Below are 22,656 nucleotides of genomic sequence, written 5' to 3'. Positions count from 1 at the left end.
TCAGCGCCCCCGGGAGCGCCGGTACAGGAAGGCGGCGACCCCGGCGAGGACGGCGCCGAGGAACAGCTGGGTGACGCCGACGCCGGTCTGGTCGCCGGCGAACCAGCTCACCGACGACACCAGCAGGACGACGGCGATCCCGGCCGCGAGCAGCGCGACCAGCCGTTCCCGGCGGTCCCCGCCTGACCTCTGCACCATCGCCTGCGCCTCCCGCCGTGCCGACCCGACGCCCCGAGCCTCCCAGACGCCCTTGTCATGCAAGCGGCTGCTTGCGTATCGTCCCCCCGTGGGCGACGTGTTCAGGGCCCTCGCGGACCCGACCCGGCGGGTGATCCTCGACGAGCTGCAGGAGCGGGACGACCAGACGCTGTTCGAGCTGTGCGCCCGGCTGGTCAACCGGCACGGGCTCACCTCGAGCCGGCAGGCGATCTCCCAGCACCTCGACGTCCTGGAGGACGCCGGCCTGGTCACCACCCGCCGCGAGGGCCGCTGCAAGTTCCACTCCCTGGACACCGCGCCCCTGAGAGCCATCACCGACCGGTGGCGGATCGAGCCTCGAGGAGAGTGACGATGCGGATCAACCTGGCCAGCGTCTGGGTCGACGACCAGGCGAAGGCGCTGAGCTTCTACACCGACGTGCTCGGCTTCGTGAAGAAGACCGACGTCCCGACGGGGGCACACCGGTGGCTCACTGTCGTCTCCCCCGAGGCCCCCGACGGGGTGGAGCTGCTGCTCGAGCCCGACGAGCACCCGGCCGCGCGGCCGCTCAAGGAGGCGCTCGTCGCCGACGGCATCCCGTTCACCTCGTTCGCCGTCAAGGACGTGCACGCGGAGTACGAGCGGCTGCGCGGGCTCGGTGTCCGCTTCACCCAGGAGCCGACCGACATGGGGCCGGTCACCACCGCCGTCTTCGACGACACCTGCGGGAACCTCATCCAGATCGCCGACATGTGACCGGTCAGCCGGCCGGGGCGACCTCGCTCCGGCCGGCGGCGAGCCGGTCGCGCTCGGCCGGCCAGCGGCGCAGCGCGTCGGTCAGCTCGGCGTGCAGGAAGACCATGAAGTCGCGGGTCTCGGCCAGGCGCCGCCCACCGGGGCGGTCGACCCCGAGCGCCTCCACGCCGCGGGCCACCGTCTCCTCGAACCGGTGCAGCGAGCGCAGCTCGGCGGCCATGAAGTGCGACCACAGGTCCCGGTCGTCGAGGACGTACAGATCGCTGCGCGTGCCCGGCTCCCGCTCGCGGGTGAAGAAGCCGACCTGCACCAGGTAGCGGACCGCGCCGCTGATCGCCGCGGCGCTGACGCCCAGACCCCGGGCGAGGTCACCGGCGGTGTAGTGGTCGGCGTCGTCGGCCAGGGCGTAGGCCAGCACGCGCGCGGGCATCGGCGCCATCCCCGCCTCGCGGAGCACCAGCGCGAAGCGCTCCACGAAGCGCAGCAGGGTGGCCCGGTCGCCGTCCTCCGCCACGCGTCCCCCTCCGCTCGCCGCCGGTGACGATCACGATAAGCACGGTCAACATGATTCACAACATCGTGAAATGTGTGTAGGTTCCGCGCCATGGAGAGTGCGATCTCGACCTCCGGACTCGTCAAGACCTTCGGCACCACGCGCGCCCTCGACGGCCTCGACCTCGAGGTGGCCACCGGCGAGGTGCACGGCTTCCTCGGGCCCAACGGCTCCGGCAAGTCCACGACCATCCGCGTGCTCCTGGGGCTGCTGCGCGCCGACGCCGGCCGCGTGCGACTGCTCGGCGGCGACCCCTGGGCCGACGCCGTCACGCTGCACCGCCGGCTGGCCTACGTGCCCGGCGACGTCACCCTCTGGCCCGGCATCACCGGCGGGGAGGCCATCGACCTGCTCGGGCGGCTGCAGGGCGGGCTCGACCCGGCCCGCCGCGCCGAGCTGCTGGAGCACTTCGACCTCGACCCGCGCAAGAAGGCGCGCACCTACTCCAAGGGCAACCGGCAGAAGGTCGCCCTGGTGGCCGCCCTCGCCTCGGACGCCGAGCTGTACGTGCTGGACGAGCCGACGTCCGGCCTCGACCCGCTCATGGAGGCGGTGTTCCAGGACGAGGTGCGCCGCCTGCGCGACGCGGGGCGCACCGTGCTGCTGTCCAGCCACATCCTCGCCGAGGCCGAGGCCCTGTGCGACCGGGTGAGCATCATCCGGCACGGCCGGACGGTGCAGAGCGGCAGCCTGGCCGAGCTGCGCCACCTCACCCGCACGTCGATCACGGTGGAGACGGCGCGGCCGGTCACCGGGCTGGAGGGGCTCCCCGGCGTCCACGACCTGGCCCACGGCGACGGCCGCGTCCGGTTCGACGTCGACACCGACGCCCTGGACGGCGCCGTCCGGCACCTGACCGGGTTCGGCATCCGGGCCCTGGCCAGTGCCCCGCCGACCCTCGAGGAGCTCTTCCTCCGCCACTACGGCGAGGAGCTCGCCGAGGACGGCGTCGGGCGCGCGCCGGAGGCGGTGCGGCCGTGATCGCCGTCGACCCGTCGCTGCAGGCGGGCACGGGCACGCTGCTGCGGTTCGCGCTGCGCCGGGACCGCGTCCGCCTCGCCGTCTGGGTGGCGGTCGGCGCGGGGCTGATGGCCCAGCAGTCACTCGGCAGCCAGGCGTTCTACGACACCCCGGAGGCCCTGGCCGCCTACCGCGCCTCGGTGGGCAGCAACGCGGCCACGATCGCGCTGTCCGGCCCGCCGGTCGGGCTGGGGACGGTGGCCGGCGCGGTGGCGTTCGAGATCTCGTTCACGCTGGCCCTCGTCGCCACGCTGATGGCCATGTCCACCACGATCCGGCACACCCGCGCCGACGAGGAGGCCGGCCGCACCGAGCTGGCGCGGGCGGCGCGGGTCGGCCGGCACGCACCGCTGCTGGCCGGGGTGGGCCTGGCCGCGCTGGGCTGCGCCGCGCTCGCGGTCGCCATCGGTGCGGCGGGCGTGGCCACCGGCCTGCCGTCCGGGGGGTCGTTCCTGCTCGGCGCCTCGGTCGGGGCCGCCGGCCTGGTCTTCGCCGCCGTCGCCGCCGTGGCCGCCCAGGTGAGCGGCTCGGCCCGCGCCGGCTACGGCATCGTGCTCGCGGTCTTCGGTGTCGCCTTCGCGGTGCGCGCCGTCGGTGACATCCGGGACGACGGCCTGTCGTGGCTGTCCCCCGTCGGCTGGGCCCAGGCGACGCACCCGTTCTCCGACGACCGCTGGTGGCCGCTGCTGCTGTGCCTGGCCGGGGCCGTCGTCCTGCTGGCCGCCGCCCGCACCCTGCTCGACCGGCGCGACCTCGGTGCCGGGATCGTGAGCCCCCGGCCCGGCGCCGCCTCCGCCTCCCGGGCGCTCGGCTCCGCCTGGGGCCTGGCCGGCCGGCTGCACCGGGGCGCGCTGCTCGGCTGGGCCGTCGGGCTGGTCGCGCTGGGGGCGGTCTACGGGTCGATCGCCGGGTCGGTGCAGACGCTGCTGGGCGACAACCCCGCCGCGGAGACCTTCCTGCCCGACCTGTCCACGGCCGGGCTGGTCGACGCCTACCTCGGTGTCACGCTCGGCATGGTCGTGCTCGTCACCGGGGCCTACGCCGTCTCCGCGGCCCTTCGCGCCCGCTCGGAGGAGGCCGCGGGCCGGGCCGAGCCGGTGCTCGCCACCGCCACGAGCCGCCCGGCCTGGCTGGGCAGCCACGCGGCGGTGGCGCTGCTGGGGTCGACCGCCGTGCTGGTCGCGGCCGGGCTGGTCATGGGGCTGTCCGCCGCGGCGGCCACGGGGGATCCTGCGCTGACCGTCCGGGTGCTGGAGGCGGCCCTGGGCCACCTGCCCGACGTGTGGGTGTTCGCCGCCGTCGCCACGCTGCTCGTCGGCGTGCTGCCGCGGGCCGCGACGGCCGTGACCTGGGGCTGGGTGGCCTACGTGGTCGTGGTGACCCTGTTCGCCCGGTCGCTGGACTGGCCGTCCTGGGTCGACGACCTGTCGCCGCTGTCGTGGACCCCGGCCGGGCCGGGCGAGCCGTGGGCGACCGGCCCGGCCGCGGCGCTCACGCTCGTCGCCCTCGTGCTGCTCGCGGCGGGCCTGGCCGGCTTCCGCCGCCGCGACCTCGTCGTCGGTTAGTCCGCCTTGTTCGGGGGCTCGCCGGCCGCGCGCGCCTCGGCGGCCTGGGCCGGGTCGTAGGCGCAGGCGTCGCCGACCTCGGTGACGGTCTCGGCGTCGCCCTCGGGGGTCCCCGGGGGCGGCGGGGTCGTGCCGGCCTCGGGGGCGGGCTCGCCGCTCGGGGCTGGGGTGCCGTCGGGGGCGTCGTCCGCCGGCGCCGGCGGGTCCAGGGCGTCGGAGACGACCTGGCGCACCAGGTCGTAGTCGGGGTAGGCCGGGTCGATGACGCTGGTGTCGAAGACGACGCTGCGCACCTCGGAGTCCTTGACCAGCCACGCCAGGTCCACGAAGTCGTCGAGGGCCGACCGCGGGACGTCGGTGCTGACGATGTCCTGCGTGGTCGCCGCGAGGTCCTGGTAGCGCTGCAGCAGGGTCACCGGGTCGGCCGCGTCGATGATCGCCGAGATGGTGCAGCGCTGCCGGGCCATCCGGTCGTAGTCGGTGAGCCCGAAGCGCCCGCGGGAGAACTGCAGCGCGCGGTCGCCGTCCATGTGCTGGCTCGGACCGGGGTCGATGTAGTCGTCGGGCAGCTCGCCGGTGCCCGGGTCCCCGTTGATCGGCACGTAGTAGTTGACGTTGACGGTGATGCCGCCGAGCGCGTCGACCAGCTTGCTGAACCCGTCGAGGTTGACCAGCACGAAGTAGTCGATGTCCAGCCCGAGCGCCTCGCCGACGCCGAGCTTGAGGAAGTCCGCGCCCGGGTCGTCGGTGCGGCCGAGGATGTCGGGGAACGCCGCCGGCCCGTTGCGGTAGACGGCGTTGAGCAGGCCCTCGCTCTCGTTGCTGCCCTCGAACCCGTCGGGGTAGGCCTCGGCCAGCGGGCTGTCGGCGGGGAACGGGAGGTCCTGCAGGTTGCGGGGCAGGCTGAACAGCGTCGTCTCGCCGGTGTCGGTGGCGATGCTGGCCACGATGACGGTGTCGGTGCGCACCCCCTCGCGGCCCTCCCCGCCGTCCCCGCCGAGCAGGAGCACGTTGACCCGCTCCTTGTCGCCGAACGGGTCGGGGGTGTCCACCACGGTCGCCGACTCGCGGTCGGCGAACACGTCGTCGAGCAGGCCGCGCTGCGCCGCCGCCACCTGGACGGCCGTGTAGGCGGGGTAGACGATGCCGGCCACCAGCGCGAGGACGACCGCGGCGCCGAGCGCGTGCCGCCACCCCGACGTGGGCCGCGGCAGCAGCATCCGGTAGCCGGCGACGACGACCAGCACCCACAGCAGGGCCACCACGACGACGCCGCCGAGCACCCAGCCCAGCCAGTGCGAGTCGACGGCGATCCGGACGGCGGTGCGCCGGCCGGCCGTGGCCAGCCAGGCCCCGCCACCGACGAGGGCCAGGAACAGCAGCAGCGTGACCGCGCCGAGCACGCGGCGGCCGGCCGCGAGGAACGCCGTCCCCGGGACTACGGCACCGGCCACCGTCCAGGCGAGGGCGGAGCGGAACCGGCGCCCCTCCCGCCGGCGCGCACGTCCGGGGCTGTCCGGTGGTGGCGGGAGCGGCCTCGACGGGCCGATGGGACGGGTCTCGTCCCACTCGCTCATGTGCACGCCCCCGTGCGGCAGAACCCGGTCACGCGGCCATGCTCCCACTCCTGCACCACCCGTACCGCCCGTCCGTCCGGCCCCAGATGCCGGTACACCCGATCGGAGGGCACGGGATGCGTGTCCGGTGTCCCGGCGGGGCACCCACAGGTGCAGGCTGGCGCCTGGCTACGGCGTGGGTCGCAGCTCGAGTCGCCCGGAGGTCCCCATGTCCCAGACGTCCCCGCACGCGGCGGTGTTGCACGAGCTCGAGCCGGTGGTCGCGCAGAACCTGGACCGCCACATCGGCGTGGCCAAGGAGTGGCACCCGCACGACTACGTGCCCTGGGACGAGGGCCGGAACTTCGCCTTCCTCGGCGGCGAGGACTGGTCGCCCGAGCAGTCGCGGCTCGACGAGGCCGCCAAGGCGGCGATGTTCGTGAACCTGCTCACCGAGGACAACCTGCCCAGCTACCACCGGGAGATCGCCACCCGGTTCGGCCGGGACGGCGCCTGGGGGCAGTGGGTCGGCCGGTGGACGGCGGAGGAGAACCGGCACGGGGTCGCGCTACGCGACTACCTCGTCGTCACCCGCGGCGTGGACCCGGTCGCGCTGGAGCGGGCGCGGATGGACTACATGACCCTCGGCTACGACTCCGGCGACAAGACGCCGCTGGAGGCGGTGGCCTACGTGTCGTTCCAGGAGCTGGCCACCCGCGTCTCGCACCGCAACACCGGCCGCGCCACCGGCGACCCGATCGCCGACAGGCTGCTGGCCCGCATCGCCACGGACGAGAACCTGCACATGGTCTTCTACCGGAACCTGATGGCCGCGGCGTTCGACATCGACCCCGACCTCGCCATGCAGGCGGTGACCCGGGAGGTCGTGGGCTTCGAGATGCCCGGCGCCACGATGACCGGCTTCCGGAAGAACTCGATGATCATCGCCAAGGCCGGCATCTACGACCTGCGGCTGCACCACGACGAGGTGGTCAGCCCGGTGCTGCGCGCCTGGAAGGTGTTCGAGCGCACCGACCTCGGGCCGGCGGGCGAGAAGGCCCGCGAGGAGCTCGCCGCCTTCCTGGCCGGGCTGGACGCGCAGGCGACCCGCTTCGTCGAGAGCCGGGAGCGGATGCGCGCCCGCGAGGCCGCCCGCAACGCCTGAGCGGAGTGCCACGGCGCGGGAACCACACTCGTGTCACTCCGTATCGTCGTCCCACGTGCGCATCGCGACCTGGAACGTGAACTCCATCCGCAGCCGCGCCGACCGGGTGGCCGCCTTCCTGGAGCGCTCGGACGTCGACGTCCTCGCGCTGCAGGAGACCAAGTGCCGCGACGACCAGTTCCCCGAGTCCCGCTTCACCGACCTCGGTTACCAGGTCGCGCACGTGGGCTACTCGCAGTGGAACGGCGTGGCGGTGCTGTCGCGGGTCGGCCTGGACGACGTCCAGATCGGCTTCCCGGGCCAGCCCTGCTGGGGGGACGACGAGCAGTCCGAGGCCCGTGCGCTCGGCGCCACCTGCGGCGGGGTGCGGGTGTGGAGCCTCTACGTGCCCAACGGCCGCACGCTGACCGACCCGCACTACCAGTACAAGCTGCAGTGGCTCGACGCCCTGCGGACGACGGCGTCCGGGTGGCTGGCCGAGGACGCCGACGCACAGGTCGCCCTGGTCGGCGACTGGAACATCGCCCCGCAGGACGACGACGTGTGGGACATGCGGGTCTTCGCGCACTCCACGCACGTCTCCGAGCCCGAGCGGGCCGCGTTCCGGGCGATCGTCGACGCCGGGTACGCCGACGTGGTCCGGCCGCACACCCCCGGCCCCGGCGTCTACACGTACTGGGACTACACGCAGCTGCGCTTCCCCCGCCGTGAGGGCATGCGGATCGACTTCGTCCTCGGCTCCCCCGCGCTGGCCGCGCGCACGACCGGTGCCCGCATCGACCGCGAGGAGCGCAAGGGCAAGGGCGCCAGCGACCACGCGCCGGTCGTCGTCGAGCTGGGCGAGTAGCGGCGTGCTGGTGCTCCTCCCGCCGTCGGAGACCAAGGCGCCGGGCGGGGACGGCGCCCCGCTCGACCTCGACGCGCTGTCCTCCCCCGAGCTCACGCCGGTCCGCACCGAGCTGACGAAGACCCTCGCCGACCTCGCCGCCGACGTCCCCGCCTCCCGGGCCGCGCTCGGGCTCTCCCCGAAGCAGGACGACGAGATCGCGCGCAACGCCGCACTGCTCACCAGCCCGACGGCGCCGGCGCTGGAGCGCTACACCGGCGTCCTGTACGACGCGCTGGACGTGCGCTCGCTGACCTGCGCGCAGCGGGCGCGGGCGGACCGGCGGCTGGCCGTCGGCTCGGCCCTGTTCGGGCTGGTCCGCGGCACGGACGCCATCCCGGCCTACCGGCTCTCGGCGGGCTCGGCCCTGCCGGGGCAGCCGACGCTGCGGGCGCTGTGGAAGCCGGTGCTCGGTCCGGTGCTGGCCGCCGTGGACGAGCTCGTCGTCGACCTGCGCAGCGGGTCCTACGCCGCCCTGGCACCGGTGCCGGGCGCGGTGACCGTCGACGTGCTGAGCGAGCGGCCGGACGGCACCCGCTCGGTGGTCAGCCACTTCAACAAGGCGCACAAGGGCCGGGTCGCGCGACTGCTGGCCACCACGACGGCCGAGCCGGGGGACGTCGTCCGGCTGCGGGCGCTGCTGCGCCGGGCGGGGTTGCACGTGGAACACGACCGCGCCACCGCGCTCACGCTCGTCGTCCCGGCCGAGCACGTGACTCGCTGAGCGGACACGGAGCGTGACACGGGCAGTGATCTGGGTCAGCTTTCCTTGCCCGATGGCGTTCCGGGTGGCATAACTGCGGGGGCGCGAGGGGCTCCAACAGCCGGGGCCCGCGCGCCGTGCCCGGCCGGAGGGCCGGATGAGAAGGGTTGCGGTGGAGGGAATCCCGCGGCGTGCGAGCGCCGTGCGCGCGCTCGACGCTGCCCAGGCCGCCGTCGAGCTGCGCAGCGACCCCGCGCGCGTCCGGGCGGCGCGACGGCTGCGGACACCGGAGGGCGGCACCGCCGCCCTCGACCGGATCGTCGAGCTGGCCACGCGGCTGCTGCACGTCCCGTCCGCCCAGATCTCCATCCTGGACGACGCCCACACGATCGCCGGGATCGCGGGCGTGCCCCCGGGCGGCCGCGGTCAGGTCTCCCCGCTGGACCAGTCCCCCTGCGCCCTCGCGGCCGCGCTCGGCACCCCGCTGGTGGTCCCCGACGCGCGCGCCGACGACCAGCTCGGCGCCCTCGACCCGGTCACCTCCGGCGTGGTGGGCGCCTACCTGGGCGTGCCGCTGACCGGGGAGGGCGGCCTCGTCGTCGGCGTCCTCTGCGTCTTCGACGTCGAGCCGCACGCGTGGTCCGCCGCCGACGTGGCGACCCTGCGCCACCTCGCCGACCTCGCGGTGACCGAGCTCGAGTACGCGGCCCTGATCGGCGAGCAGGAGCGCCAGCGGCTGCGCTGGTCGCTGGCCATGGACGCCGGCAGGGTCGCCACCTTCGACTGGGACCTGCGCACCGGCGAGCTCGTCTGGGACGCGCCGCTGCTGGCCACGTTCGGTTACACCGACGAGGACTTCGACGGCACGATCGACGCGTTCAACCGCCGCCTGCACCCCAACGACCTGCCGCGGGTCTCCGAGGCCCTGCGCGTGTCGATCGAGACCGGCGGGGAGTACGAGGCCGAGTACCGGGTGGTCCGCCCGGACGGCACCACGCGCTGGGTGTTCGCCCGCGGCCGGGCGCTCACCGACGCCTCCGGGCGGGCGGTGCGGGTGCTGGGCGCCGCGTACGACTCCACCGACGACCGCACCGCCCAGGCCCGGGTGACCCGCGTGCTGGAGGCGATGCCGGCCGGCTTCTACTCGCTGGACCACGAGTGGCGGTTCACCCACGTGAACGCCGAGGCCGAGCGGCTGCTGGGGCGCTCCCGCGAGGAGCTGCTCGGCGAGGTGCTGTGGGCGGCCTTCCCCGCCGCCACCAGCAGCATCTTCGAGGACAGCTACCGCAACGCCGTCCGGACGGGGCGGCCGGTGCACTTCGACGCGTACTACCCCCCGCCGCTGGACGGCTGGTACGAGCTGCGCGCGTGGCCGACCCCCGAGGGGCTGTCGGTCTACTTCCTGGAGGTCACCGAGCGGCGGCGGGTGCGGGAGCGGGCCGAGCGGTCCGCCCAGCGGCTGGCCCTGCTCGCGCAGGTGAGCGCCGAGCTCGCCAGCACCCTGGACGTCGAGGCCGCCACCGGCCGCCTCCCCCGCCTGGTGGTCCCGGCCCTGAGCGACTTCTGCGTGCTCACCGTCATCGACGCCGACGGCCGGCCCCGCGACGTGGGCAGCTGGCACGTCGACCCCGCCAGCCGCCCGGTCCTCGAGCGGTACGCCGAGGTCCGCATGGACGTCATGCCGGTCAGCGCCCCGGTCGCCCGGGCGCTGCACACCGGGGAGGCGGTCACCTTCGCGGGCGACGACGTCCTCGACGTGCTGCCCCCCGGCCGCGCCAAGGAGCTCCTGGCGGTCCTCGCGCCGACCACCGAGGTGGCGCTCCCCCTGCGGGCCCGCGGCGGCCGAACGGTCGGCCTGCTCACCCTCTTCTACGCCGACGGGCACGCCCCCACCCCCGAGGACGTCGCCGTCGCCCAGGACGTCGCCGACCGCGCCGGGCTGGCCCTGGACAACGCCCAGCTCTACGCCCAGCAGGAACAGCTGGCCGAGGGCCTGCAGCGCAGCCTGCTCACCGAGCCGCCGGAGCCGGACCACGCGGAGATCGCCGTCCGCTACCAGCCCGCCGTCGAGGCGGCCCGGGTCGGCGGCGACTGGTACGACGCGTTCCTCCAGCCGTGCGGCGCCACGATGCTGGTCATCGGCGACGTCGTCGGCCACGACACCGAGGCGGCCGCGGCCATGGGGCAGCTGCGCGGGCTGCTGCGGGGCATCGCCACCTACAGCGACGCCCCGCCGGCCGAGGTGCTGCGCGGGCTGGACGCCTCGATGGCGGTGCTGCAGACCCGGGTGCTGGCGACCGCGGCCGTGGCCCGGTTCGAGCAGACCCCCGGCGAGCGGGAGCGCGGCGTCACCCGCATGCGCTGGGCCAACGCCGGCCACCTGCCGCCGCTGGTGATCAACCCCGACGGCAGCGTCGCCGAGCTGGCCTCCTGGCGCGGCGACCTGCTGCTCGGCGTCGACTCCGAGGTGCAGCGCCAGGAGTCCGTGGTGACCCTCGACCGGGGCGCCACCGTGCTGCTGTTCACCGACGGGCTGGTGGAGCGCCGCGACGCCGACCTCGACGCCGGGATGCTCCGGCTGCGCGAGGCCCTGTCGGAGCTGGCCGAGCTGCCGCTCCAGGACATGCTCACCGAGGTGGTCCAGCGGCTGGTCGGCGGCCGCCCCGAGGACGACGTCGCGCTCGTCGCCGTCCGGCTGCACCCGCAGGACCGCCCGCGGCCCCCCGAGGCGGGCCCCAACGTCGTGCCGGACGTCGTCCCGGAGGAACCGGCGACGACCTGACCGCGGGGTGCCGCCCTTGTGGCAACCTCGTCCGGTGACCGCCACCACTGACGAGCTGTGCCTGCGCCCCGCGACGGAGCTGGCCGCACTGATCCGCTCACGGCAGCTGTCGGCGCGTGAGCTGACCGACGCCTGCCTGGAGCGCATCGAGCGGCTCGACCCCCGGGTCAACGCGATCGTCACCCTCGACGCCGAGGGAGCCCGTGCCGCCGCCGACGCCGCGGACGCCGCCCTGGCCGCCGGCGGGGAGGTCGGGCCGCTGCACGGCCTGCCGGTGGCGCACAAGGACACCCACGCCACGGCCGGCATGCGGACGACGTGGGGCTCGCCGCTGCACGCCGACACCGTGCCCGCCGAGGACGAGCTCATCGTCGCCCGCATGCGGGCGGCCGGCGCGGTCCGGGTCGGCAAGACCAACACCCCGGAGTTCGCCGCCGGCTCGCACACCTTCAACACGCTCTTCGGCGTCACCCACAACCCCTACCGGCACGGGCTGTCGGCCGGCGGGTCCAGCGGCGGTGCCGCCGCGGCGCTGGCCGCCGGCTTCGTGCCGCTCGCGGAGGGCAGCGACATGGGCGGGTCGCTGCGCAACCCGGCGGCGTTCTGCAACGTCGTCGGGCTGCGTCCCACGCCCGGGCGGGTGCCGACCTGGCCGGCGCCGATCGGCTGGTCGCAGATGTCGGTCCAGGGCCCGATGGGCCGCACCGTGGCCGACGTCGCGCTGACCCTGTCCGCGGTCGCCGGGCCGGACCCGCGGGTGCCGATCGCGCTGGGGGACCCCGGCGCCCCCTTCGCCGCGCCGCTGCCCGAGCGGCTGGACGGGCTGCGCGTGGCCTGGGCCCCCGACCTTGGGGGGCGGGTGCGGGTCGATCCCGCGATCACGGCGGTGCTCTCCGACGCGGTGGGGGTGTTCGAGGAGCTGGGCGCGACGGTGGAGGCCGACTGCCCCGACCTCACCGGCGCCGACGACGTCTTCGGCACGCTCCGCGCCTGGCTGTTCGACTCCTCCTTCACCGAGCTCGCCCGGCAGCACCCGGACCAGGTGAAGGAGTCGATCCGCTGGAACGCCGAGATGGGCGCGAAGCTGTCCGGCGCCGACATCGCGCGGGCGGAGGTGACGCACACCGCCCTCTACGAGCGCACGGTCGCCTTCTTCGACCGCTACGACGTGCTGCTGGCCCCGACGACGCAGGTGCTGCCGTTCCCGGTGGAGCAGGAGTACCCGACCGAGATCGGCGGCGTCGCCCTCGACAACTACCTGGAGTGGATGCGCGCCTGCACGCTCATCACGCCCACCGGGTGCCCCGCGCTGTCGGTGCCGGCCGGCTTCACCCCGGACGGGCTGCCGGTCGGGCTGCAGGTGGTCGCCGCCCCGCGGGCCGACCGGCGGGTGCTCGAGGTGGGTCACGCCTTCGAGCAGGCCACGCTGTTCGGGCAGCGCCGTCCACCCCTCTGAGATGATCTACGGCTCTCTTGCGCAGCCGCTAGAGAGAGCCAGACGCGACTCGACGGCCGCCCTCACTCCGCCGTCGCCGCCCTCGCGACGTGTCCCGATGAGGCCGGCCACCGATGAGTCCGGCGCCGCCCGACGGTCGGAAGGGCATGACACCCGACCCACAGCACCTCGCCGAGGTGGTCGCGCGCTACCGGCGGCGAGCGGACGCCTTCGAGGCGACGACGGCCGGCGTGCCCGACGACGCCTGGTCGCGCCCATCCCCGTGCGCCGGGTGGGACGCCCGGGACGTCGTCCGGCACGTCGTGGACATGCAGCACGTGGCGCTGCGCCCCTACGGCCGGACGCCGGCGGACGCGCCCACCGTGGACCAGGACCCCCTCGCCGCCTTCCGGGCCGCCCGCGCCGAGGTCGAGGCGATCCTGGCCGACCCCGGACTGGCCGCCCGGGAGACGCAGAGCCCCGCCGGCACGATGGCCGGCGTCGACCTGGTCGACCGGGTGCCCAGCGCGGACCTGGTGCTGCACCGCTGGGACCTCGCCCGCGCCACGGGACAGGACGACACGATCGACGCCGCCGAGCTGGAGGCCATGTGGCCCGGCCTGCAGGAGATCCCCGACGTCATGCGGCAGCCCGGCGCCTTCGGGCCCGGCGTCGTCGTCTTCGGCCCGGTGGTGGAGGTGCCGGCCGACGCGCCGCTGCAGGACCGCGCCCTCGGTCTGGTCGGCCGCGACCCCGCGTGGACGCCGAGGCGCTAGCCACGTCTGAGGCTCTCCAGCGCACCGGCTGGAGAGGCGCGGACACCGTCAGGTGCGGCGGCGCAGGCCGCGGAGGGTCCGCACGGCGACCAGCAGCTCGGCCAGTTCCTGCCGGTCCCCCGCGGCGATGTCGACCAGCTGGGCCGCGGCCCGCTGCTGCGTGCCGTCCCAGCTGCCCACCCACCGGGCGAGGAGCGCGTCGGCGGGCTCGGCGTCGCTGCGCCGCCCGGTCAGCACCTCGGCGGTGAGCGCGGCCTGCTCGCCGGTCAGGTCGTCGCGCAGCGAGGCCCGCGCCATCGACGGCCAGCGCCGGTCGCGGGGCAGCGCGATGACCAGCTCGCGCAGCGGCACCAGCGCCAGCCGCTCGGCCAGGCACTGCTGCACCTGCCCGGCGAGGGCGATCGGGGCGCCGGTGCGCTCGGCCACGACGGCGAGGTCGAGGGCGGCCGGCAGCAGCGGCGCCGCGGCGACCTCCGCCGCCAGCGCCCCGGGCACCCCCACCTCCTGCAGCCGGGCGGCCCGCTCGGCGTAGGCGGCGGCCTCGGCGCCCAGCAGCCACGACGGCAGCCCGGCCCGCACGGTGGCCACCGGGACGGCGAACCGGTCGGCCACCTCGCCGATCGGCGCGCCGTCCTCCGCGGCGAGCTCGGCCAGCCCGAGCAGCCAGCGGGTCGCGCGCTCGGCCAGCCGGGTGGCCTCGGTGCGCAGCTCCACCTGGGTGGCCGCCGAGACGCGGTTGTCCAGCGGCCGGACGGCGTCCCAGAGCCGGTCCACCTCGAACACCGCGCGGGCCACGGCGTGCGCCCGCACGACCCCGGCCAGCGGCACCCCGGTCTCCTCGACCAGCCGGAACAGGCCGGTGACGCCGGCGACGTTGACGGCCCGGTTGGTGAGCGCGGTGGCCACGATCTCCCGCCGCAGCGGATGGCCGCCGACCGCCGAGGGGAAGCGGCGGCGCAGCTCGGCCGGGAAGTACTCGACCAGCAGGTGCTCCAGCGCCGGGTCGTCGGGCAGGCCCGAGCCGAGCACGGCGTCCCCGGTCTGCAGCTTGGCGTAGGCCAGCAGCACCGACAGCTCCGGACCGGTCAGCGCGTGCCCGTCGCGGCGCCGCTCGGTGATCGCGCGGTCGTCGGGAAGGGCCTCGACGCTGCGCACCAGCCGCCCGGAGCGCTCCAGCGCCCGCAGGTAGCGCTGGTGGGCGTCGAGCAGGCTGCGCGCGGAGGCGGTCTCGGCGGCGAGCGTCGCGTTCTGCGCGTGGTTGTCGGTGAGGACGGCGACCGCCACCTCGTCGGTCATCTCGCCGAGCAGCTCGGCCCGGCCGTCGGCGTCCAGCTCGCCGGCCTCCACCACGCGGTCCAGCGCGATCTTGATGTTGACCTCGTGGTCGGAGGTGTCGACGCCGGCGGAGTTGTCGATGGCGTCGGTGTTGATCCGCCCGCCGGCCAGGGCGTACTCCACCCGGCCGCGCTGGGTCAGGCCCAGGTTGCCGCCCTCCCCCACCACCCGCACGCGCAGGTCGCGGCCGTCGACGCGGACGGCGTCGTTGGCCTTGTCCCCCACGTCGAGGGCACTCTCGGCCGAGGCCTTGACGTAGGTGCCGATGCCGCCGTTGAACAGCAGGTCGGCCGGCGCCAGGAGGATCGCGCGGACCAGCTCCACGGGCGACAGCGCCGTCTCCCCGTCCGGCAGGCCCAGTGCGGTGCGCATCGGCTCGCTGACCGGGATCGACTTCGCCGTCCGCGGCCAGACGCCTCCGCCGGGGCTGATCAGCGACGGGTCGTAGTCGGCCCACGAGGAGCGCGGCAGCCCGAACAGCCGGCGACGCTCGGCGAACGACGTCGCGGCGTCGGGAGTGGGGTCGACGAAGACGTGCCGGTGGTCGAAGGCGGCCACCAGGCGGATGTGCTCGGACAGCAGCATCCCGTTGCCGAAGACGTCGCCGGACATGTCGCCGATGCCCACGACGGTGAAGTCCTGGCTCTGGACGTCGAGGTCGAGCTCGCGGAAGTGGCGGGTCACCGACTCCCAGGCGCCGCGGGCGGTGATGCCCATCGCCTTGTGGTCGTAGCCGACCGAGCCGCCGGAGGCGAAGGCGTCACCGAGCCAGAACCCGCGTTCGAGCGCGACGGCGTTGGCCAGGTCGGAGAACGTGGCGGTGCCCTTGTCGGCGGCGACCACCAGGTAGGTGTCGTCGCCGTCGTGGCGCACCACCCGCTCGGGCGGGACGACGCGGCCCTCCACCAGGTTGTCGGTCAGGGCCAGCAGCGCGCCGATGAACAGCCGGTAGCAGGCCTGCCCCTCGGCCAGCCACGCGTCCCGGCCGGCGCTCTCCGGCGGCGGCTTGCGGACGACGAACCCGCCCTTCGCACCGGTCGGCACGATGACGGTGTTCTTCACCATCTGCGCCTTCACCAGGCCCAGCACCTCGGTGCGGAGGTCCTCGTGCCGGTCGGACCAGCGCAGCCCGCCACGCGCCACCGCCCCGAAGCGCAGGTGCACGCCCATCACCCGCGGCGAGCTCACCCACACCTCGCGGGCCGGCCGCGGCTGGGGCACGTCGGGCACGTCCGCCGGGTGCAGCTTGAGCGCCAGCGGGGTGGGCCGGGGTCCGGACATCGCGTAGTACGTCGTCCGCTGGGTGGCCGTGACGGCGGCCAGCAGGGCGGTGAGCACGCGGTCGGCGTCCAGGGAGTCGACCTCGCCGATCGCCTCGCGCAGCGACCGGACCAGCTCCTCCTGCCGACTGGCGCGCCCGGCGTCGCGACCCGGGGAGAACCGGGCCTCGAACAGCGCGACCAGCCGGGCGACGACGTCGGGGTGGGCGGCCAGCGTGGTCTCCACGTAGCGCTGGCCGAAGGGCAGCCCGGCCTGGCGCAGCCACTGCACGTAGGCCCGCACGACGGTGACCTGGCGCCAGTTGAGCCCGGCCAGCAGCACCAGCGCGCCCAGGCCGTCGTCCTCGGCGTCGCCGCGCCAGACCGCCGACAGCGCCTCGGTGAACCGCTCCGGCAGCGACCCCGGGAAGGGCAGCTCGCCCGCCGGGGCGGTCAGCCCGAACTCGTAGATCCACGCCAGGGGCGCACCGATCCGGTCGATCTCGTACGGGCGCTCGTCGACGACGTCCACGCCCATGTGCTGCAGCATCGGCAGGACGTCGGACAGCAGCAGCCGCTCCCCCACCCGGTACACGGCCAGCCGCGGCTCGGCCGCCGACCCCGCGGGCGGGCGGCGAAGGACCAGCCCGATCTCGTGCTCGGCCAGGGCCTCGAGCCGCTCGAGGTCCTCGACGGCGACCGAGGCGGGGAAGTCCTCCTGGTAGGCGGCGGGGAAGGCGTCGGCGACCCGGGCCAGGCGCCGCTCGGCGTCGGCGCCGTAGCGGGCGCCGAGGGCGTCGGCGAGGTCGTCGGTCCAGCTGCGGACGACGGCGGCCAGCGCCGCCTGCAGGGACGCGACGTCGACGTCCTGCAGCGCCGGGCGGCCGCGGCGGGTGACCGGGGGCCGGACGACGAAGTGCAGGCGGGCCAGCACCGACTCGGTGACCCACGCGGTGTACTCGATGCTGGTGCCGCCGAGGCGTTCGAGCAGCAGCTGCTGGACGGCCAGCCGCACCTCGGTCGTGTACCGGTCGCGGGGCAGGTAGACCAGCGCCGACCAGAACCGGTCGGCCGGGTCGCGGCGCAGGAACAGCCGCGTCTGCCGGCGCTCCTGCAGCTGCAGCACGGCCAGCGCGGCGGGCAGCAGCTGGTCGGCGCCGACCTGGAACAGCTCGTCGCGGGGATAGGTCTCCAGGACGTCGAGCAGCTGCTTGCCGGTGTGGCTGTCGGCCGGCACGCCCGAGCCCTCGATCACGTCGGCCACCCGCCGGCGGACCAGCGGCACGTCGCGGACGTCGTGCGCGGCGGCCGTGGAGGGGAACAGGCCCACGAGGCGGTGCTGCCGGACCGGGCCGTCGCCGGCCGGGGGCGTGACCGTGACGACGTCGAGCCAGGCGCGGCGGTGCACGGTGGAGCGGGCGTCGCCCTTGGTGACGGCCAGCAGCGCGCCGCCGGACTCGAGCTCGGGGCTCGCGGCCATGTCGGTGTCGCTGCGCAGCACCCCGAGGCCGCTGCCCGGGACCGCGCGCACCGCCGTCCGGCCCCGGGGGTGGGTCAGCTCGACGTCGCGCGCGCCGAGGAGGACGAAGTTGCCGTCGGTCAGCCAGCGCAGCAGGGCGGCGGCCTCGGCCGGGTCGTCGGCCGGGTCGCCGCCGGGCGCCGGCGGCAGGTCCGCCAGCCGCCCGGCCAGCTCCAGCGCGCGGGCCCGCATGCGACCGGTGTCCTCGTCGACCGCCCGGACGTCGGCCAGGACCGTCCGCAGCCCGGTGACGAGGTCACCGGCGGCCTCCTCGTCCAGCGGGCCGTCGAGCACCACCGCCATCCAGGACTCGGCCAGGGCGTCGGGCCCGCACTGCTCCGGGGAGGCACTGTCGCAGAAGGCGAGGATCGCCCCGGTCACGTCCCGGCGGACCACCAGCACGGGGTGGACGACGTGCTCGAGCCGGAAGCCCTGGCGGACCACCTCGGCGGTGACCGAGTCGACGAGGAAGGGCATGTCGTCGGTGACGACCAGGACGATGGAGCGCGCCGCCGGGCCCTCCCGGCCGGGCAGCCGCCGGACGGAGACGGTGGCCGACCCCTGCGGGCGGACCTCGGCCAGCCGGAGGTGACCCAGCGCCAGCGCGGCGAGGTCGGCCGGGTCCTGGTCGAGCACCTCCGCGGCCGGCTCGCTCCAGTAGTAGCGCCGCAGCAGCGCCGGGACGTCGGCCGCACCGCAGCCCGCGGGCAGGCCGGAGCCGGCGTCGACGGCCTCGCGGGCGGCCCGCTCCAGCAGCCGTCGCTTCTCGTCGCGGGCCGCCTCCAGGGCGGCCAGGTCGGTGGCGACGACCGGAGGTGAGCCGTCAGCGGGGCCCGCTCCCGGGGTCGCCGGGGCGGTGCCGATGGTGCTGGCCATGTCGGCTGACGCTAGCCCGCGGAGTGCGCGCCGTCACAACGACGCACGCTCGCGGCGGGCCCCCGCAGGGGGCCGGGTCAGCGCCTCTCGACGACCAGGTCGACGAACCAGCCGCCGATGGCCAGCATCAGTCCGAGCACCACGGCCGCACCGAACCCATCGACCTGCAGCCGATCGCTGAGCGCGGCGGTGATGCCGAGCACGGCGGCGTTCACCACGAGCAGGAACAGGCCGAGGGTGAGCAGGATGAACGGCAGCGACAGCAGCCGGAGGACCGATCCGACGATGGCGTTGACCACCGCGAAGACGAGCGCGATCCACAGCCAGGTACCCGGCTCGCCCAACGCCCCCTGCGGGTTGGGCACCACCTCGACCCCGGTGAGACCGAGGATGTTGTCGTAGGCGTACACCGCGAGATAGAAGACGCCGGCCATGAGGACGACCTTGACCAGGAACCTCAGCACGGCGGCCACGCTAGCCGCCGAAGATCACGGATCAGGCCGTGTCGGAGGTTCTACGCCCGTCTAGTCGTGGAGCTAGAGGGTGACAGAAGGCGGTCGACACCCGCAGACTCCGCCCGTGACCACGGCTGACGCCCGGCTGTCCCTGCGCCCGCCGGCCTGGGCCCGTCTCTACCTGCTGGGCTTCCCGGTCGTCTTCGTCGCCGTCGTGGTCCTCGTGATCCGCCCACCGCTGCCCCTCGTGGTGTTGTTCTGCGCCGCCGCGGTGGGGACGTCCTGGCGCCAGGCCACCCTGCGCGTGCTCGGCACCGCCGACGGGCGGCTGGTCGTGCGCAACACCTGGCGGACCCGCACGCTGCACCGCGACGAGATCACCGGGGTCGGCGTGGCCCGCGTGTCCGGCCGCGCGGGCAACCGCGCCGTCGAGCTGGACCTGCGCGACGGGTCCGCGCTGCGGCTGGACGTCACGGCCGCCCCCGCGCTGCCCGCCCTCCGCACCCGGATGGCGCGCCAGGTGGCCGAGATCGAGGAGTGGCGCTCCGGTCGCCCGCGCCCCTTCCTCTGAGCCTCGGAGGCATCGATCCGGCGCACGCGGGGAACACCTCCCCCGGGCACGGGGAGCGGAGAGGCGGGCAGCGATGGACCACGTCGTGGTGGTCGGGGCCTCCGCCGGGGGGCTGACTCCGCTGCAGGAGTTCGTCGCCGGGTTGCCCGCGGACCTGCCGACCGCCGTCCTCGTGGTGGTGCACGTGCCGCCCACGGCCGACAGCCACCTGCCGCGGCTGCTGTCCCGCTGCGGCCCGCTGCCCGCCGCGCACCCGGAGGACGGGCAGCGGCTGCGGCCGGGGACCATCCTGGTGGCCCCGCCCGACCACCACCTCCTCCTCCGGGGCTCGCACGTCCGGCTCAGCCGGGGGCCGCGCGAGAACCGGCAGCGCCCGGCCGTCGACACGCTCTTCCGCAGCGCCGCCCGGTCCTGTGGGCCCGGCGTGATCGCCGTCGTGCTCTCCGGGGCCCTGGACGACGGCGCGGCCGGGGCCGCCGCCGTGGCGGCCCAGGACGGCGTGGTGCTGGTACAGGACCCGGCCGAGGCGCGCGTGTCGGCGATGCCCCGCGCGGTGCTGGGCGCCGTGCGTCACGCCCGGACGCTGCGCACCGCGGAGCTGGCCGCGGCCGTGACCGGACTGGTACGCGGGCCGGCGCTCCCCGGCGTCGCCGCCCCCACAGCAGAGAGGAAGCCGACCATGGGCGGCCCCACTGCGGACACCGACCTCGGCGCCCCCGCCGCCATCGGCTGCCCCGAGTGCCAGGGCGGGATGTTCGAGTCGGTGCCGGGCTCGACGGCGAGTTACACGTGCCACGTCGGCCACACCTGGTCGGCACAGACGCTGCTCGCCGCCCAGCGGGAGGCGGTCGAGGGAGCCATCTACAACGCCGCGTCCAAGCTGCTGGAGATGGCCGCGGTGCACCGGCGCCTGGCCGAACTGGGGGACGGCGAGACCGGCACGACCCGCGCGGAGCACCTGGCCGCCGCCGAGCGGGCCGAGCAACGCGCCGCGCGGGTGCAGGCCCTGGCGACGGAGGACCCCAGCCGCGGCGACGACACGCCGTAGCGACCTCTACCCGTCTCTACTGCCCGGGCTAGACGTGCCCATACGGTGGTCGACATGGACCCCGTGCGGAACCCGTACGCCCCCGGCGCCGGCCAGCGGCCGCCCGAGCTGGCCGGACGCGACGCCGAGCTGTCGGCGTTCGACGTCGTCCTCGAGCGGATCGCGCACGGCCGCCCGGAGCGGTCACTCGTCCTCACCGGGCTGCGCGGCGTCGGCAAGACGGTGCTGCTCAACCAACTGCGGTCGGCGGCGATCAACCGGGGATGGGGCACCGGCAAGATCGAGGCGCGGCCGGACCAGTCGCTGCGCCGCCCGGTCTCCTCCGCGCTGCACATGGCGCTGCGCGAGCTGCGGCACCCCGACCAGGAGTCGATGGACGCCGTCCTGGGGGTGCTCAAGGCCTTCGCGCTGCGGCAGTCGTCGGACGCGAAGGTGCGCGACCGCTGGCAGCCGGGCATCGACGTCGCGGCGACCTCGGGGCGGGCCGACTCCGGGGACATGGAGATCGACCTCGTCGAGCTGCTCAGCGACGCCGCCGGGCTCGCCGCCGACGTCGGCAAGGGAGTCGCCCTGTTCATCGACGAGATGCAGGACGTGCAGTCCGACGACGTCTCTGCGATCTGCGCCGCCTGCCACGAGCTGTCCCAGCAGGGCGCGCCGCTGATCGTCGTCGGTGCCGGGCTGCCGCACCTGCCGGCGGTGCTCTCGGCGTCCAAGAGCTACTCCGAGCGGCTGTTCCGCTACCTGCGCATCGACCGCCTGGACCGCCCCGCCGCGGACCGCGCGCTGCTCGCCCCGGCCGAGCGGGAGGACGTCACCTTCGAGCCCGGGGCCCTCGACGCCCTCTACGCCGCCGCCGACGGCTATCCCTACTTCGTGCAGGCCTACGGCAAGGTCACCTGGGACGTCGCCGCCTCCTCCCCCATCACCGCGGCGGACGTCGCCATGGCCGCCCCGGTGGCCGAGGCCGAGCTGGCGGTCGGGTTCTTCGGCTCCCGCTACGACCGGGCCACCCCCGCCGAGCGCGAGTACATGCACGCGATGGCCGAGCTGGGCGGGCCGAACGGGGCCGCGGTGGCGACGTCGGAGGTCGCGGTGTCGCTGGGCCGCAAGCCGGCGTCGCTCTCACCCGCGCGCGACTCGCTGATCAAGAAGGGGCTGGTCTACTCGGCGGAGCGCGGCCAGATCGCGTTCACCGTCCCCCACTTCGGCCGCTACCTGCTGTCCCACGCCGACTGAGAGGGCGCGCGCCCTGGAGCCGTGAGGCGACGCTCTGTGCACAGAACGTCGCCTCGGAACCCGCCCGACGACGGTCCGTGCACGAACCGCTGCCCCGAGGCCGGCGAGCGGCGGGGGGTTCGATCCCGCCCCGTCCGGGCACGGCCGCCCCGGCGCCCGATCCGGCGTCACGACGACGGGAGGGCTCCGGGTGCCGACGTGGCTGGAGGCCGGACTGTGGGGGCTGCTCGGCGGCGGGGCGCTGGTGGCGGGCGCGCTGGTCGCCTGGTTCGTGCGGGTGCCGCAGACCGTCATCGCGTCGGTGATGGCCTTCGGGTCGGGGGTGCTGATCTCCGCGGTCGCCTTCGACCTGATGGCCGAGGCCGCCGCCACCGGCGGGCTGCCCGCGACGGCGCTCGGGTTCGTGGGCGGCGCGGTCGCCTACCTGGCGGCCAACGCGGCGCTGGCCCGCCGCGGCGCCCGGCACCGCAAGCGGTCGGGGGGTCTGCAGCCGTCGGAGGGCGAGCAGTCCGGCAGCGGCGCGGCGATCGCCGTGGGCGCACTGCTCGACGGGGTCCCGGAGTCCGTCGTCCTGGGGCTCGGGCTGCTCGGCGGCGGCTCGGTGAGCGCCTCGGTACTGGCGGCGGTGGTCATCTCCAACGTGCCCGAGGGGCTCTCCTCCGCCGCGGGCATGAAGGCCGGCGGGCGGTCGGCGGGCTACGTGTTCGGGGTGTGGGGCGCGATCGCGGTGGCCAGCGGGCTGGCCGCGCTGGTCGGCTACACCGCGCTGGGCGGGGCTCCGCCGGAGGTGGTCGCGGTGATCACCGCCGTGGCGGCCGGGGCGATCCTGACGATGATCGCCGACACGATGATCCCCGAGGCGTTCGAGCGGACCCGCACCTGGACCGGCGTCATCACCAGCCTCGGCTTCCTGGTCGCCTTCGCCATCGAGGTCTCCTGAGGCTGCGCCCGCCGGGCGA

19 protein-coding genes are annotated in these 22,656 nt (G+C 75.4%); 14 read left to right on the top strand and 5 right to left on the bottom strand.

Translation table 11 applies throughout. The features are described from left to right. Complete coding sequence (locus ACI784_RS03465; RefSeq protein WP_456921963.1) at positions 1-198, bottom strand: hypothetical protein; 198 nt, start codon at positions 196-198, stop codon at positions 1-3. 88 nt (positions 199-286) lie between these two features. On the opposite strand from ACI784_RS03465, the gene ACI784_RS03460 reads away from it, so the two are divergent. Both ACI784_RS03460 and ACI784_RS03455 read left to right on the top strand, forming a co-directional pair. After that, positions 287-568: an ArsR/SmtB family transcription factor gene (locus tag ACI784_RS03460; protein WP_456921962.1), complete on the top strand. Its 282-nt coding sequence runs from the start codon at positions 287-289 to the stop codon at positions 566-568. Positions 569-570: 2 nt separating this feature from the next. Then, the gene (locus tag ACI784_RS03455; protein WP_456921961.1) at positions 571-954 is read left to right on the top strand and encodes a VOC family protein; all 384 of its coding nucleotides are present in this window, start codon (positions 571-573) and stop codon (positions 952-954) included. A 4-nt stretch (positions 955-958) separates the two neighbouring features. Here ACI784_RS03455 and ACI784_RS03450 read toward each other — a convergent pair whose 3' ends face one another. After that, a complete protein-coding gene (locus tag ACI784_RS03450; RefSeq protein ID WP_457012518.1) occupies positions 959-1,468 on the bottom strand; it encodes a GbsR/MarR family transcriptional regulator in 510 nt (169 codons plus the stop codon). Between the two features lie 90 nt (positions 1,469-1,558). Between ACI784_RS03450 and ACI784_RS03445 the strand changes: the two genes are divergently transcribed. Then, positions 1,559-2,488, top strand: a complete 930-nt coding sequence (locus tag ACI784_RS03445) for an ABC transporter ATP-binding protein (RefSeq protein WP_457012517.1) — start codon at positions 1,559-1,561, stop codon at positions 2,486-2,488. Next, the gene (locus tag ACI784_RS03440; RefSeq protein ID WP_457012516.1) at positions 2,485-4,092 is read left to right on the top strand and encodes an ABC transporter permease; all 1,608 of its coding nucleotides are present in this window, start codon (positions 2,485-2,487) and stop codon (positions 4,090-4,092) included. The genes ACI784_RS03445 and ACI784_RS03440 overlap by 4 nt, the downstream gene beginning before the upstream one ends. Here the strand turns inward: ACI784_RS03440 and ACI784_RS03435 are convergent. After that, positions 4,089-5,546, bottom strand: a complete 1,458-nt coding sequence (locus tag ACI784_RS03435; RefSeq protein ID WP_456921957.1) for an LCP family protein — start codon at positions 5,544-5,546, stop codon at positions 4,089-4,091. The two genes, ACI784_RS03440 and ACI784_RS03435, sit on opposite strands and share 4 nt — an antisense overlap. A gap of 331 nt (positions 5,547-5,877) precedes the next feature. Between ACI784_RS03435 and ACI784_RS03430 the strand changes: the two genes are divergently transcribed. From ACI784_RS03430 to ACI784_RS03405, 6 genes are all read left to right on the top strand, one after another. Next, a complete protein-coding gene (locus tag ACI784_RS03430; RefSeq protein ID WP_456921956.1) occupies positions 5,878-6,813 on the top strand; it encodes an acyl-ACP desaturase in 936 nt (311 codons plus the stop codon). A gap of 55 nt (positions 6,814-6,868) precedes the next feature. Continuing rightward, the gene (locus ACI784_RS03425; RefSeq protein WP_456921955.1) at positions 6,869-7,660 is read left to right on the top strand and encodes an exodeoxyribonuclease III; all 792 of its coding nucleotides are present in this window, start codon (positions 6,869-6,871) and stop codon (positions 7,658-7,660) included. Positions 7,661-7,664: 4 nt separating this feature from the next. Next, on the top strand, positions 7,665-8,423 hold the full coding sequence (gene yaaA / locus ACI784_RS03420; protein WP_456921954.1) for a peroxide stress protein YaaA: 759 nt from the start codon (positions 7,665-7,667) through the stop codon (positions 8,421-8,423). A 181-nt stretch (positions 8,424-8,604) separates the two neighbouring features. Beyond that, positions 8,605-11,184 (top strand): SpoIIE family protein phosphatase, encoded by a 2,580-nt coding sequence (locus ACI784_RS03415; protein WP_456921953.1) that lies wholly within the window; start codon positions 8,605-8,607, stop codon positions 11,182-11,184. Between the two features lie 34 nt (positions 11,185-11,218). Continuing rightward, the gene (locus ACI784_RS03410; RefSeq protein WP_456921952.1) at positions 11,219-12,640 is read left to right on the top strand and encodes an amidase; all 1,422 of its coding nucleotides are present in this window, start codon (positions 11,219-11,221) and stop codon (positions 12,638-12,640) included. Between the two features lie 146 nt (positions 12,641-12,786). After that, a complete protein-coding gene (locus ACI784_RS03405; RefSeq protein ID WP_456921951.1) occupies positions 12,787-13,395 on the top strand; it encodes a TIGR03086 family metal-binding protein in 609 nt (202 codons plus the stop codon). Between the two features lie 48 nt (positions 13,396-13,443). Here the strand turns inward: ACI784_RS03405 and ACI784_RS03400 are convergent, their stop codons facing one another. Together ACI784_RS03400 and ACI784_RS03395 are read right to left on the bottom strand one after the other, a co-directional pair. Further along, positions 13,444-18,384, bottom strand: coding sequence for an NAD-glutamate dehydrogenase (locus tag ACI784_RS03400; RefSeq protein WP_457012515.1), 4,941 nt, complete (start codon positions 18,382-18,384; stop codon positions 13,444-13,446). A 77-nt stretch (positions 18,385-18,461) separates the two neighbouring features. Next, a complete protein-coding gene (locus ACI784_RS03395) occupies positions 18,462-18,848 on the bottom strand; it encodes a phage holin family protein (RefSeq protein WP_456921949.1) in 387 nt (128 codons plus the stop codon). 115 nt (positions 18,849-18,963) lie between these two features. On the opposite strand from ACI784_RS03395, the gene ACI784_RS03390 reads away from it, so the two are divergent. From ACI784_RS03390 to ACI784_RS03375, 4 genes are all read left to right on the top strand, one after another. Beyond that, on the top strand, positions 18,964-19,410 hold the full coding sequence (locus tag ACI784_RS03390) for a hypothetical protein (RefSeq protein ID WP_456921948.1): 447 nt from the start codon (positions 18,964-18,966) through the stop codon (positions 19,408-19,410). 73 nt (positions 19,411-19,483) lie between these two features. Next, positions 19,484-20,458: a chemotaxis protein CheB gene (locus ACI784_RS03385; protein WP_456921947.1), complete on the top strand. Its 975-nt coding sequence runs from the start codon at positions 19,484-19,486 to the stop codon at positions 20,456-20,458. Between the two features lie 54 nt (positions 20,459-20,512). Beyond that, positions 20,513-21,697, top strand: a complete 1,185-nt coding sequence (locus ACI784_RS03380; RefSeq protein WP_456921946.1) for an AAA family ATPase — start codon at positions 20,513-20,515, stop codon at positions 21,695-21,697. Positions 21,698-21,887: 190 nt separating this feature from the next. Continuing rightward, the gene (locus ACI784_RS03375) at positions 21,888-22,637 is read left to right on the top strand and encodes a ZIP family metal transporter (RefSeq protein ID WP_457012514.1); all 750 of its coding nucleotides are present in this window, start codon (positions 21,888-21,890) and stop codon (positions 22,635-22,637) included. The last annotated feature ends 19 nt before the right edge of the window (positions 22,638-22,656 follow it).

It is taken from the genome of Geodermatophilus sp. SYSU D01186 (assembly GCF_054050215.1).
This window is presented reverse-complemented; position numbering and strand designations above follow the sequence as displayed.

Bases quoted from the DNA above. Each gene is read 5' to 3' on its own strand.
- ACI784_RS03465 (WP_456921963.1), bottom strand. From the start codon at position 198: ATGGTGCAGAGGTCAGGCGGGGACCGCCGGGAACGGCTGGTCGCGCTG.
- ACI784_RS03455 (WP_456921961.1), top strand. From the start codon at position 571: ATGCGGATCAACCTGGCCAGCGTCTGGGTCGACGACCAGGCGAAGGCG.
- ACI784_RS03445 (WP_457012517.1), top strand. From the start codon at position 1,559: ATGGAGAGTGCGATCTCGACCTCCGGACTCGTCAAGACCTTCGGCACC.
- ACI784_RS03430 (WP_456921956.1), top strand. From the start codon at position 5,878: ATGTCCCAGACGTCCCCGCACGCGGCGGTGTTGCACGAGCTCGAGCCG.
- ACI784_RS03405 (WP_456921951.1), top strand. From the start codon at position 12,787: ATGACACCCGACCCACAGCACCTCGCCGAGGTGGTCGCGCGCTACCGG.
- ACI784_RS03400 (WP_457012515.1), bottom strand. From the start codon at position 18,384: ATGGCCAGCACCATCGGCACCGCCCCGGCGACCCCGGGAGCGGGCCCC.
- ACI784_RS03385 (WP_456921947.1), top strand. From the start codon at position 19,484: ATGGACCACGTCGTGGTGGTCGGGGCCTCCGCCGGGGGGCTGACTCCG.
- ACI784_RS03380 (WP_456921946.1), top strand. From the start codon at position 20,513: ATGGACCCCGTGCGGAACCCGTACGCCCCCGGCGCCGGCCAGCGGCCG.